Raw genomic sequence first — 13,494 nt, forward strand, 5'->3', positions numbered from 1 at the left:
AGGGCTTCGGGCCGGTACGGCCAGGTGAGGGTCCATACGAGAAAGCCCCTCAGCCCCAGAACCACTCAGAACACCCCGCCGACCTCACGACAAGCCGGCACCCGAACGGACACAAGAAAGCCGAAGGCGGACACGAGAAATAGCAGAACAAGAAGCCTGAAGGGGGCCAACACCCAATCTGAAGGGAAACGACCCGAGGCCTGGAGCAACGCCGCAAGGCATGGAAAGGGCCCAGCTCAACCCGCCGGAAGAACGCACTCCCGGGGGAACATAGGCCCGGAGGGCGAACAACGCCGGTTCAGAGGGGTGACAACGCGATGCCTGGAGGGGGAGCAACGTCAGCCCAGGAGGAGAGCAATGGGGCTGAGAGGGGACAAGGGCGAGTCGTCGGCCACCAGAAGCCAAGCTGAGAAAGACCAGCCCAGATAGGCCAAGCCCAGAAGGACCAAGGCAGAAAGACCAGGCCAAGGCGTCGCATCAAGATCAGACAAGACGTCGCATCAAGACCAGGTCACACCTCGCGCCATGGCTACTCCTTTCCGTCGTCTCCCCGCTCGTGGAGTGAGCCGGAATCTCCCTTAGAGACCACGATGACCTAGGTGGTCCCGTCGCCCAACGTATCGGTTCCGATCGCACAACGCACACTCCGCAACTATTGTGTTACATATCGTTAGTCAGGGAGGAGACGTGATGGCGGCCCCTCGTCACACCCCGATCACGCCTCGCGACGGAGTGTCCACCCTGGTCGGCCGCTGGCCGCTGCTAGGGCAGCGGCGTCCCCTCGTGATCTATCTCGTCGGGATCGTGGCCCTCGACCTCGTCGCGATCGTCCTGCTGGCGGCGTCCACCCCGGTTCGGTGGTCGGACGTCATGGCATTCGTCGCGCTCATGGCGTGCGGCGCGGTATGCATCGAGGCGACGAGACGTCTCGGCATGCCCGCCGGCGTCTCCCGCGACCTGCTGTCAGCGTGGTGGTTGCCGGTGGCGCTGCTGCTGCCGTCCCTCTATGCCCTACTCGCGCCCATCGTGTTGCAGATGCTCCTGCAATGGCGGGTCCGGGCCACGGTGCTGCATCGCCGTGTGTTCAGCTCGGCCGCCATCGGATTGGCGGGATGCGCCGCCTCGATGGCGTTCCACCGGCTGGTGCCGGATCCGGCGGCGCTGACGCGGGGCGCCATCGAGCCGATCGGCTTGGCGGTGGCAGCGGCGATCGTGTTCGCCCTGCTCAATACGGCCCTCATCGCCCTGGCCGCGCACATGGCCGACCCCGAGGTGCCGTGGCGCGAGGTCCTGTGGGACAAGGAGAGCGCCCTGCTCGACGTCGTGGAGCTGTGCCTCGGCGTCAGCGTGGCCATCTCGGCCGGTCTCAATCTCGGCCTGCTCATTCTCGCGCTGCCACCGGTCGTACTGCTGCAACGCAGCCTCCTGCACGCCCAGCTCCAGGCGGCCGCCCGCACCGACCCCAAGACCGGCCTCCTCAACGCGGCGGCGTGGCAGCGCGAGGCCGACACCGAGATCGTCCGCGCCCGGCGCACCGGCGAGACACTGGCACTGCTCATCGTCGACATCGACCATTTCAAACGGGTCAACGACCGACACGGCCACCTCGTCGGCGACCAGGTCCTGGCGGCGGTCGCGGCCACGCTGCGGAGCCAGTTGCGCGAATACGACGTGGTGGGCCGCTTCGGCGGTGAGGAGTTCGTGGTCCTGCTGCCCGGGGCCGACGTCCACGAGGCGCGCCAGGTGGCCGAACGCCTCCGCAACCGCATCAGTCACATGGCGGTCGCCGCCGACGACGCCATGATCACCGTGACGATCTCGGTGGGGGTAGCCATCATGACCCTGCACGGTGACGACCTCATAGAGCTCCTGGCCGCCGCCGACCTGGCCCTCTACCGCGCCAAGGAGCTCGGCCGGGACCGCATCTGCCTCCCGGTCATCCAGCCCACCCACCTAACCGACACCGAGACGGCAGCGATCCCGGTCCCCTCACCCCTCGAAGACCTCCACCCCGAAGACCTCCACCCTGAAGACCTCCACCCTGAAGACCTCCACCCTGAAGAGCTCCACCCACCCCAAGAGCTCCACCCCGAGGATCTCAACCCCGAAGACCTCAACCCCGAAGACTCGCAGTCGACGCTGGACCACTCATCGGCCTCAGACCCTCAATCAACGCCGGACCGCCTCTCGACCCCCAACTCCCTCATGACAGAGCTGTCGCTGAACGACGAGCCGGAGTTAGCGCCCAGTTCGACACCTCAACAGCTCCCAGAACAGCCGCCGCCAACGGCAACGGCGGGCGACTGAGATGGACCGGGCACTGCCAAGAGGGACCCAGGCGCTTGCGAGCGGTGATCGACTGCGTCCCCCACGGCCAGAACTCCCGGCAGCAGCCGCAGGGACGAGATCGTCTCCCAGCCGGAGCGGATGGAACGGCCGGAGTGGATGCAACGGCCGGAGTGGATGCAACGGACGGTGGATCCGCATGCCCCAGCCGGGCGGCGGTTCCCCGAGGGTGAGCCGTGTCCCCGGGACAACTCACGAGGGGCTTTGGTACGGAGGCAGCGGCATCGACACCTCGACTCCCTCTCGTTCCAGCGACGCGTCGGGGGAGGCCGGGATCAGGTTCGGATGATCCCGATGCCGCCTCCCCGAACGTCGCGGCCGAACAGGTGCCAGAGAGGATCAAGGCTCCTGCAGGTCTCCGGCACACATGGGGATCAGTCTGTCCTGGGGAGTGCGGTCACGGGGACTCGACCGAGGATCGCCTGGCGGGGAAGCCGTGGCTGCGCGCGGCGAGGACGACCCCGAGCACCGGCAGCAGGAGCAGCAGCACACTCCACGGGAACGACTCGCTGCCGAGCAGGTCGAGCAGGATGCCGCCGATGACACCACCGCCCGCCATGGCGACGTTCCACAGCGTGACGAGCATCGCCTGGGCCGCGTCGGCTTGGTCGCCGCCCGCGTCACCGGCCGCGGTCTGGAGCAAGGTGGGCACCCCGCCCCAGCCGAGACCCCACAGGACGGCGGCGAGGTAGACGAAAGCGGACTGATCGGCCAGGACGGCCAGCAGCGCGGCGGCCACGGCGACCGACAGTGCGCTGGCGATGCTGAGGGCACGCAGCCGGTGATGGATCTGGGCACCGACGATCCAGATGCTCACCAGCGAGGCGGCGCCGAAGACCAGGAGCACCAGGTCGGTGTTGCCGCCCATGCCCAGATCGTCGAGGAAGGCGGCGATGTAGGCGTACAGGATGGTGTGGGCCAGGACGAAGATGAGTGTGACGAACAGGACTGCGGCCACCCCCGGCACGCGCAGGGCCCGCAGCATCCGGGGCCGCTCGCCACTGGACTGTCCCGGGAAGTCCGGCACCGTCGCCATGATCCAGGCCAGCAGCAGCACGGTGAGCGCCGTCATCGCGAAGAAGGCCACGCGCCAGTCGGTCACCTTGCCCAGGAAGGTCCCGGCCGGTACGCCGAGCGAGAGCGCGACCGGGATGCCCGCCATGGCGATGGCTATCGCCCTGCCCTGGAGGTGAACGGGGGCCATGCGGCGCGCGTACCCCGCGAGCAGCGCCCAGGCGAGGCCGGCGGCGACACCCGCGACGAACCGCGCCGTCATCGTCAGGGCGTACAGCGACGACATGGCCGTGATCGTGTTGGCCAGGGCGAAGCCCCCCATGGCGGCCAGCAGCAGTCGCTTGCGCCTCCATCTCGCGGTGGCCGCGGTCAGCGGGATCGCGGTCAGCGCGGTGCCGAGCGCGTAGATCGTCACCGTCTGGCCGGTCGCGGACTCGCCCACGCGGAGGTCGTCGCTCATCGCCGGGAGCAGGCCCGCGGGGAGCGTCTCTGTGAGACTGGTGATGAAGACGGCGGTGGCCAGGGCGAGCAGGGCGAGGAGCGGAAGTTTCTGCTGCTCCTCGCCCCTGCCCCTCGTGCCGGATCGGGCGCCGGTGCCTGCGGCCGAGCCGGCTGCGGTGTCGGGTGCGGTACTCATGTGGTGTACTCCGGGTCTTTCCAGGGACGTCGTCTGTTCGGCCGCACCGTGTGCGGTGCAGCGGGTCTGGCGGCAGTGATCCGGGCATGGGCGACTGCGCCGGTGGGTCACGCCCGGCGCAGGCCGCCGTCGACGGGGAGCCGGGCGCCCGTCGTGAAGGTCGCGTCCGTCGCCAGGAAGAGCGCGGCGCGGGCGACCTCCTCGGCGGCTCCGAGACGGCCGAGCGGTGGCAGGGACGCGGCGCTGCCGCCCGGCGACTCGATACAGTCCGGGGCCACCGCGTTGACGCGGATGCCGCGGGAGGCGAGCTCCGCGGCGAGGTCGTGTACGGCGGCGGGGGGCGGGGCGGGTGTGGTGAGCACCACCGCGCCACCGTCCTTGACGTGCGACAGCAGCGGTCGCGTGGTGGGTACGGAGTCGGCGAAGAGCAGATCCACGCCGCCGCCGGCCTCCAGGTGAGTTCTGAGAGCGGCCGGGTTGACGACACGGGCGGAGGAGCCCAACTCGTCGCCCAGCCGCATGCGTTCCTGCGGTGTGCGGGCGGTCAGCAGGATCCGCGCACCACCTTCCACGAGGCGCTTGGCGATGGCCAGAGCAATGCCTGTGGCATCCCCGGCGATCACGCCTCTTTTGTCCCCGTACCTGGTCATGCTTATGGTTCCCTCTCACACGTGTCGTTCCGTGGGGCACGCGTGGCGCCTCACCCATACGACTGTGCTTTCGGGCGCTTCAGGTTTTCTTCGGAAGGGCTGACGGCCGCCTGCAGGTGGTGCCGTCGGAAGCCATGAGCGAGTCCATCTCGATGCATGCAAAGACATGTCGAAAGCCAGGAGCGAGTCCGCCTTGATCCATGCAAAGACATACAGTGGCCCCATGCGGTTTGGGGTGCTCGGGCCACTGGCCGTGTGGGACGAGGAGGGGCGGGAGGTCAAGATCCCGGAGGCCAAGGTACGGGTGCTGCTCGCGGATCTGCTCGCCCACGACGGAGGCCCCGTCTCGGCGGACCGGCTCATCGACGACCTGTGGGGCGACCGCCCGCCGGGCAGACCCGCGGGCGCCCTGCACACCAGGGTCTCCCAGCTGCGCCGGGTCATCGGCCGGGACCGGGTGGTGCGGCAGCCGCCGGGCTATCGGCTGGAGCTCGACGGCGACGAGCTGGATGCCACGCGGTTTCGCTCCCTCGTGGCCGAGGCCCGGTGCAGCCCGGATCCGCGCACCCGGGCCGCCCTGCTCACCGAGGCCCTCGACCTGTGGCGGGGGCCCGCCTACGCCGACTTCGCGGACGAGGAGTTCATGCGGCCGGCCGTGCAGCACCTCACCGAGCAGCGGCTGTCGGTGTTGGAGGAGCAGGCCGAGGCCCGCCTCCAGGCCGGAGACCACGTGCTGCTAGCCGCGGAGCTCGCGGACCTGGTCTTCCGGTACCCGTTGCGGGAGCGCCTGCGTGCCCTGCACATGCGGGCCCTCTACGTGTCAGGGCGGCAGAGCGAGGCCCTCGGGTCGTACGAGGACCTGCGGCGCCGGCTGGCGGAGGATCTGGGAGTCGACCCCGGCCCCGAGCTGACCGCGTTGCACCGGGCGGTGCTTCGGCAGGATCCCCGCCTGGAGACCCCGCCGGCGCCGGGCCCGACGGCTGCCGGGGGCGAGGTGCCCGGGCGCACCCACTCGAACCTGCCGGTGCCGCTCACCCCCCTCATCGGCCGGAGCCAGGCCCTCATCGACCTCTCCGGCCTCCTGCGCGGCACCCGGCTGGTCACGCTGACCGGCCCCGGCGGCGTCGGCAAGACCCGCCTGGCCGTGGCGGCGGCCGCCGCGGTGGGAACGGACGAGGGCGCCGGCGACGGCATCTGGCTCGTCGAGTTCGCCGGCCTCCGCGCCGGCACCGGCGCCGACCTCGCCCAGGTCATCGCCGCCACGCTCGGTATCCGGGACGACACCCACTCCCCCCGGCCCGGCGCCGGCTCACCGGCCCACCGCCTCGCCGATGCCCTGCGGGATCGCCGCATCCTGCTCGTGCTGGACAACTGCGAACACATCGTCGACGCCGTGGCGGAGCTCGCCGATGTCCTCCTGACCACCGCCCCCGCACTGCGGGTGCTGGCGACCAGCCAGGAGCCGCTCGGCCTGGCGGGTGAGGCCGTGTTCCTGGTCGAACCACTCCAGGACCCCGATGCCGTACGGCTGTTCATGGACCGCGCCGCCGCATCCGCCCCCGGCTTCCCCACGGACCTGGACGCCCTGGAGCCGGTGGACCGCGCGGCCGTCGCGGAGATCTGCCGCCGTCTGGACGGCATCCCGCTCGCCCTCGAACTCGCCGCCACCCGCGTACGGGCGCTCGGAGTCCGGGAACTGGCGGATCGGCTCAATGACCGGTTCAAGATCCTCGGCTCCGGCCGGCGCGGCGCACCAGCCCGGCAGCAGACCCTGCGGGCGATGATCGACTGGAGCTGGCAACTCCTCGGCGCGCCCGAACGGATCGTGCTGCGCCGCCTCGCCGCGTTCGGTGACGGCTGCGACCTTGAAGCCGCCACCGCGGTGTGCGCGGGCGACGGCGTCGCCCGGGAGGAGGTGCCCGAGCTCGTGGCGCGCCTCGTCGATCGGTCCCTCGTGGTCGTGGTGAACGGGCCCACGGGGCCCCGCTACCGGCTCCTGGAGTCCGTGGCCGCGTACGCGATGGAGCGGCTGTACGAGATGGAGGACCTGACCGCCGTACGCGACCGGCATCTGCGTCACTACCTGGCGCTCGCCGAACACGCCGAGTCCCGGCTGCGCGGCGCCGAGCAGCGGTCCTGGCTCTCCCGGCTGGATGCCGAGACCGGCAATCTGCGCGCGGCTCTCGAGGAGGCGATACGCCGCGCCGCCGCGGGTGAGGCGGCCGATGCCGTGGGCCTGGCCACCGCACTGTCGTGGTGGTGGTTGCTGCGCGGCCGTCTCATCGAGGCCCGGCGCAGCCTGGAGGCCGTGCTGACCGCCGTTCCGGCGTCGGCGCCCGCGCCGGTGACGGCGGAAGCAGCGCTCCTGCACCGCGCGTTCGCGCTGCTGACGGGTGATCACTGGGCTGCCGCCGCCCCGGACGCCGACGCCGTCCCCGATCTCGTACGCCGCGCGCGTGGCCTGTGGTTGTGCGCCTACGGCCTGTTCAGCGCCGGTGCCGCAGCCGACAGCGACACGTGGAACACGCGCGCCCTGACCCTCTTCACCGAGGCGGGCGACCAGTGGGGCACGGCCGCCGCGCTGGGCCTGCGGGCGAGACTCGCTCTGGACCGCGGCGACCTGCGAGGGCTCGGCCGCGACGGGCGGCGCAGCGCCTCGCTCTTCCGCGAACTGGGCGACAGATGGGGCGAGTTGCAGACGGTGTCGCCGCTCGCCGTGCTCGCCGAGATCAAGGGGGAGTACGGCGAGGCGGAGCACCGCCAGCACGAAGGACTGCGGATCGCCCGGGACCTGGGCCTGGCGGCGGAGGTCGCGGCGCGGCTGTCCGGGCTGGGCCGCCTCGCGCTGCTGGCGCGCGACTGGGGCCGGGCGCGCGAACTGCACGAGCAGGCCCGTCGCATCGCCGCCGAACAGGGCTACATCTACGGCGAGCTCCACGCCGAGATGGGCCTGGCCCTCGGGGCGCGCCGCTCCGGTGACCTGGACGCCGCGGAGGCGCACCTGCTGCACATACGCGACGGCTACGGGCACGTGTCGTCCCAGGCGGGGGACCATCTGCTCCTCGCCGAGCTGGGCTTCGTCGCCGAGCTCCGCGGCGAAGCGGCCCAGGCCGTCGCCCACCACCTGCACGCTCTCGACGTCGCTCGCTCTCTCGCCGAGCCCCGAGCCCTCGCCCTGTCGCTGGAGGGTCTCGCGGGCGCGCTGTCCCGGCAGGAGCACACCGTGGCGTGCGCCGCGGTCCTGCTCGGCGCGGCTGACGCAGCCCGCCGCAGCGTGGGCGCACCGCTCCCACCCGCCGAACGCGGTGACGTCGACCGCATCACGGCGGCCGCGCGGGCCGTCCTGGGCGAGGAGGCTTTTGCGGAGAGATTCACGCACGGCACCCGGCTGACCGCCGACGAGGCCGTACAGATGGTGATCGATGGACCGTGCTCGTCCTGGTCGAGCTGTTGACGCAAGCCCTGTGGCCATGGTGCCGGCACTGGCCGGCCGGCCCCACGGCCACAGGGACGCCGTCACCGCCGCCCGCGGTCGCCGGGACGAGGACCGGCCGGAGCCTCCGGCGCCGTGATCCGGTGCCCGGCCGCGGCCTCAGGCGCCACAACCCCGTACCTCGGCCGTCCCTCCGGCTGTCTTCGGTGCCCGACCGGCGGAAGCCCGGTCGAGAGCCCCTAAGCTAGATGTCATGCCGGAGTACATCTACACGCTGCAGCGCGTGCGCAAGGCGCACGGCGACAAGGTTGTCCTTGACGACGTCACGCTGTCGTTCCTGCCCGGAGCCAAGATCGGTGTCCTGGGCCCGAACGGCACCGGTAAGTCGACGCTGCTCCGGATGATGGCCGGCCTGGAGCAGCCGTCCAACGGTGAGGCGCGGCTCATGCCGGGCTTCTCGGTCGGCATGCTCCAGCAGGAGCCCCCGCTGAACGAGGAGAAGACCGTCCTCGGCAACGTCCAGGAGGGCGTCGCCGAGACGATGGCGATGCTCGAGCGCTACAACGCGATCGCCGAGCAGATGGCCACCGACTACAGCGATGCGCTGCTGGACGAGATGGGCAAGCTGCAGGAGCAGCTGGAGCACCGCAACGCGTGGGACCTCGACAGCCAGCTCGAGCAGGCGATGGACGCGCTGCGCTGTCCGCCGCCGGACGCCGACGTGACCACGCTGTCCGGTGGTGAGCGCCGCCGTGTCGCGCTGTGCAAGCTGCTGCTGGAGGCCCCCGACCTGCTGCTGCTCGACGAGCCCACCAACCACCTCGACGCCGAGAGCGTGCAGTGGCTGGAGCAGCACCTGGAGAAGTACGCCGGCACCGTGCTGTCCGTCACCCACGACCGCTACTTCCTCGACAACGTGGCCGGCTGGATCCTCGAGCTCGACCGTGGCCGCGCCTACGCCTACGAGGGCAACTACTCCACCTACCTGGAGGCCAAGGCGCAGCGGCTCAAGGTCGAGGGCCAGAAGGACGTCAAGCGCAAGAAGCGCCTCGAGGACGAGCTGGAGTGGGTCCGCTCCAACCCCAAGGCCCGCCAGACCAAGTCCAAGGCCCGTCTCCAGCGCTACGAGGAAATGGCGGCCGAGGCCGACAAGCACCGCAAGCTCGACTTCGACGAGATCCAGATCCCGCCGGGCCCGCGCCTGGGCACCACCGTGATCAGGGCCGAGGACCTCACCAAGGGCTTCGAAGACCGGCTGCTCATGGAGAAGCTCTCGTTCGACCTGCCGCGCAACGGCATCGTCGGCGTCATCGGCCCCAACGGCGTCGGCAAGACCACGCTGTTCCGCATGATCACCGGCAGCGAGACGCCCGACAACGGCTCTCTCGTCGTGGGCGACACGGTCAAGATCTCCTACGCCGACCAGAGCAGGGGCGGCATCGACCCCAACAAGAACGTCTGGGAGGTCGTCTCCGACGGGCTCGACCACATCAAGGTCGGCAACGTCGAGATGCCGTCGCGCGCCTACATCGCCGCGTTCGGGTTCAAGGGCCCCGACCAGCAGAAGAAGGCCGGCGTCCTGTCCGGTGGCGAGCGCAACCGGCTCAACCTGGCGCTCACCCTCAAGCAGGGCGGCAACGTCCTGCTCCTCGACGAGCCCACCAACGACCTCGACACCGAGACCCTCTCGTCGCTGGAGAACGCGCTGCTCGACTTCCCGGGTTGCGCGGTCATCACCTCGCACGACCGGTGGTTCCTCGACCGCATCGCCACGCACATCCTGGCGTGGGAAGAGGGCTCCAACTGGTTCTGGTTCGAGGGCAACTTCGCCGACTACGAGAAGAACAAGATCGAGCGGCTGGGCGCCGACGCGGCCCGCCCGCACCGGGTGACCTACCGCAAGCTCCACCGCGACTGATCCCGGCGTCCACGGCTCAGGGCCCGGGCCTCACGACTCAGGGCCCGGGCTGGGGGCCCAGGCTGAGGGCGCGGTCCCGGGTCGCGACTCGCACGCGCGCCGCCTGCCGGGTCCAGCGGCACAGATCCCTCGCGAGGTGCGCCAGGGTCTCCGGTCGCGCGGCTGCTCACCCGCTTCGTCCAGAACGACCTCCGGCCGTTCGAATCTGGACACCGACCGTGCTGCCACCCCGTGCTGCCGGTCCGTGCTGCCGGCCCCCGACCGGGCCGCCGGTCGGCCGGGTGAGAAGGGCCGGGTGAGAAGGGCCGCGTGGGGGCGGGTACGGTGGCGGGCGTGGTGCACGAATCGCTCGAAACCCTGACCCGGCGGCACGTCTTCCCCCGCATGGTGCGGTTCGCGGACATCGACTCGCTCGGCCACGTGAACAACGTCCGGTTCTTCGACTACCTGGAGGACGCCCGGCTCGGCATGTTCCACATCGACCCGTACCGGTCGGGTGACGCGCCGTTCAAGGGGCTGGTCATCGCCCGGCACGAGATCGACTACCGGCGGCCGTTGACGTTCAGGGCCGAGCCGGTGCGGGTGGAGACGTGGGTGACGGAGATCAAGCCGGTGCGGTTCACGCTGGCCTACGAGATCCGTGACGACGACGAGGTGTTCGTGACCGCGTCCTCGGTGGTCGTGGGCTACGACGTGGAGGCCGGCGCGCCCCGCAGGCTGACGCCGCAGGAGGTCGCCTACCTCGAACGCTTCAAGATCCCTGCCTAGCGGCGTGTCCCCTCCGAAGCGGGACCTGAGGCGCTGGGTGATGCTCGCCCTCGGCGTCAACGCGCATGCCAGCGTCACCCTGGGCCTGTTCGGGCTCCCCCTCGTCATGCCGGATCTGCAACGCTTCTTCGAGCTGCCCCTGCCGCTGGCCGGCATCGTGGCGAACGCGCCGGGCATCGGCGTGCTGTTCGCCCTCGTACCCTGGGGCGTGCTGGCCGACCGGCACGGCGAGCGGCTGGTGCTCGGCCTGGGCGTGGGACTGGCGGCGGTGTTCTTCGCCGCCGTCACGCTCGTCACCGGAGTCTGGGCGGTCGTCGGCCTGCTGGCGCTGGCGGGCGCCGCCGGGTCGGCCGCGATGGTGGGCGGCGGCCGGATCGTGCTGCGCTGGTTCCGCCCGCCGGAGCGCGGCGTCGCCATGGGCCTGCGGCAGGTGTCCTACACGCTCGGCATGGCCGTCGCCGCCTTCGTCCTGCCGCCTGTGTCACGCGCGCACGGCATCCCGGGCGTGCTGGCGGTGTGCGCCGCCGTGAGCCTGCTGGCCGCCGTGCTGGCCGCCCTGTTCCTGGCCGAGCCGCCGCGCGACGGCCCCGGCTCGGGTCCCGCGCCGGTCGGCTCGCCGTACCGGCAGCCCGCCCTCTGGCGGGTCCACGCGACGAGCGCGCTGCAGGCGGTGCCGCAGATCGTGGTCAGCACGTACGGCGTGGCGTGCCTCGTCCACGTGTACGGCTGGGACGGCGTGCAGGCGGGACGGCTGTTCGGCGTGGCCGCGATCGGCGGCGCGGCGGTGCGCATCGCGGTGGGCCGCTGGTCCGATCGGACGGGCCTGCGGATGGCGCCGCTGCGCCTGCTGACGTTCGGCAGCCTGGCCGTGCTCGTCCTGCTGCTCGCGGGCACCTTCACCGGGTCGTGGCCGGGCCCGGTGATGCTGGCGCTGGCCGCGGTGATCACGGTGGCGGGCAACGGGCTGGCGTACCTCGCGGCCGGGGAGCTCGCCGGGCCCGGCGCGGCCGGGCGGGTGCTGGGCACCCACAACACCATCCAGAACGTCGTCGCGCTGGCCGTGACCCCGCTGGCCGGCCTGCTGATCACAGGGGCGGGCTACTGGGCGGGGTTCGCGGCTGGGCTGGTGTGCGCGCTGCTCTCGGTGCCGGTCATCCCGGTCCGGGGCGAACGCGGCGCGCACACCCTCTCCCCTGAAGTCAGGTGACGGGTGTGCCCAGCAGCCAGGCCGCCGTGTCCGGAGGAAGGACGTCACCCGCCAGGGAGCCGCTGGACAGCAGGACGCGCTCATGCGGCGGCAGCCGTACGGCCTCCGTGCCGCAGTTGAGGACGCACACCAGCCGCCCCCGGCCGAAGAACAGCGCGTCCTCGGGGGAGTCCAGCCACTGGATGGTGTGCGGCATCTCCTCCACCAGCTCCCGGCGGCAGGCCAGCGCGGCCCGGTAGAACTCCAGGGTCGAGGCCGGGTCGCCGGCCTGCGCCTCCACGCTCAGCGCCCCGAACTCCGCCGGTTGCGGCAGCCACGGCCGCGTCTCGTCCGGGGAGAACCCGTGGGAAGGTCCCGTCACCGTCCACGGCAGCGGCACCCGGCAGCCGTCGCGCCCGGGCAGCTTTCCCTCCGACTGGAAGAAGACCGGGTCCTGCCGCGCCTCCGGGGGAAGATCCTTCACCTCGGGGAGTCCAAGTTCCTCCCCCTGGTAGAGATATGCCGACCCGGGAAGCGCCAACATGGCGAGCAATGCCGCTTTCGCCCTGAGGAGTCCGGTTCCGGGGTCGGCGGTCTCGTAGCGGGTGCGGTGCCGTACGACATCGTGGTTGGACAGCACCCAGGTCGCGAACGGCACGGTCGCCAGCGTGTCGTCGATCACCTTCCGGAACGCCGTCGCCGACCACGGAGCCTGGAGCCAGGCGAAGTTGAAGCTCTGGTGCAGCTCGTCCGGCCGGACGTAGCGGGCCAGGTCCTCCGGGTCGTCCGTCCACACCTCGCCCACTGCCATGCGCTCGCCCGGGTAGCCGTCGAGCAGCTTGCGCCACGACCGGTACACGTCGTGCACCTCCGGCTGCCCCCACACCGGCGAGCGCGAGGTGAACGACTGGTCGTCCACCCCCGGCAGGTCCGGCAGCCCCTCCGCCTTGTACAGCCCCATCGCCACGTCGATGCGGAACCCGTCGACGCCCCGGTCCAGCCAGAACCGCAGGACGTCCAGGAACTCCTCGTGGACCTCCGGCTCGCGCCAGTTGAAGTCGGGCTGCTCCGGGGCGAACAGGTGGAGATACCACTGTCCGTCGGCCACCTGGGTCCACGCCGGCCCGCCGAAGGTGGACTGCCAGTTGTTCGGCCGGTCGCGGAAGACGTAGCGCTCACGCCGCTCGCCGCGCAGCGCCGCCTGGAACCACGGGTGTTGCGAGGAGCTGTGGTTGGGCACGATGTCGACGAGCACCCGCAGCCCGTGCTCGTGCGCGTCGGCCACCAGCGCCTCGAAGTCCGCCACCGACCCGAACAGCGGATCGACGCCCCGGTAGTCGGCCACGTCGTAGCCGCCGTCGGCCATGGGGGAGGGGTAGAAGGGCGTCAGCCAGATGGCGTCGACGCCCAGCCGCCGGAGGTACGGCAGGCGCTCCCGGATGCCGGCGAGATCGCCGACGCCGTCACCCGAGGCGTCGGCGAAGCTGCGTACATAGATCTCGTAGACGACCGCGTCACGCCACCAAGGGATAGTCATGGGGC

The 13,494-nt window shown here is 71.2% G+C and carries 8 protein-coding genes; 5 read left to right on the forward strand and 3 right to left on the reverse strand.

Annotated features, from left to right (window positions below):
- Positions 1–690: 690 nt before the first annotated feature.
- Entirely contained in the window at positions 691–2,307 is a 1,617-nt protein-coding gene (locus tag MTP10_RS25620; RefSeq protein WP_310712211.1) for a GGDEF domain-containing protein, read from the forward strand.
- A gap of 436 nt (positions 2,308–2,743) precedes the next feature.
- Here MTP10_RS25620 and MTP10_RS25625 read toward each other — a convergent pair whose 3' ends face one another.
- Positions 2,744–3,997 (reverse strand): MFS transporter, encoded by a 1,254-nt coding sequence (locus MTP10_RS25625; RefSeq protein WP_310712213.1) that lies wholly within the window; start codon positions 3,995–3,997, stop codon positions 2,744–2,746.
- A gap of 107 nt (positions 3,998–4,104) precedes the next feature.
- A complete protein-coding gene (locus MTP10_RS25630; RefSeq protein ID WP_310712214.1) occupies positions 4,105–4,620 on the reverse strand; it encodes an SDR family oxidoreductase in 516 nt (171 codons plus the stop codon).
- A 250-nt stretch (positions 4,621–4,870) separates the two neighbouring features.
- Between MTP10_RS25630 and MTP10_RS25635 the strand changes: the two genes are divergently transcribed.
- The 4 genes from MTP10_RS25635 to MTP10_RS25650 all read left to right on the forward strand — a co-directional run bounded on the left by MTP10_RS25635 (position 4,871) and on the right by MTP10_RS25650 (position 11,973).
- Positions 4,871–8,101 carry a BTAD domain-containing putative transcriptional regulator gene (locus MTP10_RS25635; protein ID WP_310712215.1) on the forward strand — a complete coding sequence of 1,077 codons (3,231 nt, stop codon included), beginning with the start codon at positions 4,871–4,873 and terminating at the stop codon, positions 8,099–8,101.
- Between the two features lie 232 nt (positions 8,102–8,333).
- The gene (gene ettA, locus MTP10_RS25640; protein WP_310712216.1) at positions 8,334–9,998 is read left to right on the forward strand and encodes an energy-dependent translational throttle protein EttA; all 1,665 of its coding nucleotides are present in this window, start codon (positions 8,334–8,336) and stop codon (positions 9,996–9,998) included.
- 333 nt (positions 9,999–10,331) lie between these two features.
- On the forward strand, positions 10,332–10,766 hold the full coding sequence (locus tag MTP10_RS25645; protein ID WP_310712217.1) for a thioesterase family protein: 435 nt from the start codon (positions 10,332–10,334) through the stop codon (positions 10,764–10,766).
- 4 nt (positions 10,767–10,770) lie between these two features.
- Positions 10,771–11,973: an MFS transporter gene (locus tag MTP10_RS25650; protein WP_310712218.1), complete on the forward strand. Its 1,203-nt coding sequence runs from the start codon at positions 10,771–10,773 to the stop codon at positions 11,971–11,973.
- Here MTP10_RS25650 and MTP10_RS25655 read toward each other — a convergent pair.
- Positions 11,966–13,489, reverse strand: coding sequence for an alpha-amylase family glycosyl hydrolase (locus MTP10_RS25655; RefSeq protein ID WP_310712220.1), 1,524 nt, complete (start codon positions 13,487–13,489; stop codon positions 11,966–11,968). The two genes, MTP10_RS25650 and MTP10_RS25655, sit on opposite strands and share 8 nt — an antisense overlap.
- Positions 13,490–13,494: the final 5 nt, after the last annotated feature.

Origin of the sequence: Nonomuraea sp. 3-1Str (assembly GCF_031570565.1) — a bacterium.
In the GTDB taxonomy this organism is placed as follows: domain Bacteria; phylum Actinomycetota; class Actinomycetes; order Streptosporangiales; family Streptosporangiaceae; genus Nonomuraea.

Excerpts from the sequence above, each read along its gene's own strand:
- MTP10_RS25625 (WP_310712213.1), bottom strand. The coding sequence starts at position 3,997 with ATGAGTACCGCACCCGACACCGCAGCCGGCTCGGCCGCAGGCACCGGC.
- ettA (WP_310712216.1), top strand. The coding sequence starts at position 8,334 with ATGCCGGAGTACATCTACACGCTGCAGCGCGTGCGCAAGGCGCACGGC.
- MTP10_RS25655 (WP_310712220.1), bottom strand. The coding sequence starts at position 13,489 with ATGACTATCCCTTGGTGGCGTGACGCGGTCGTCTACGAGATCTATGTA.
- MTP10_RS25620 (WP_310712211.1), top strand. The coding sequence starts at position 691 with ATGGCGGCCCCTCGTCACACCCCGATCACGCCTCGCGACGGAGTGTCC.
- MTP10_RS25635 (WP_310712215.1), top strand. The coding sequence starts at position 4,871 with ATGCGGTTTGGGGTGCTCGGGCCACTGGCCGTGTGGGACGAGGAGGGG.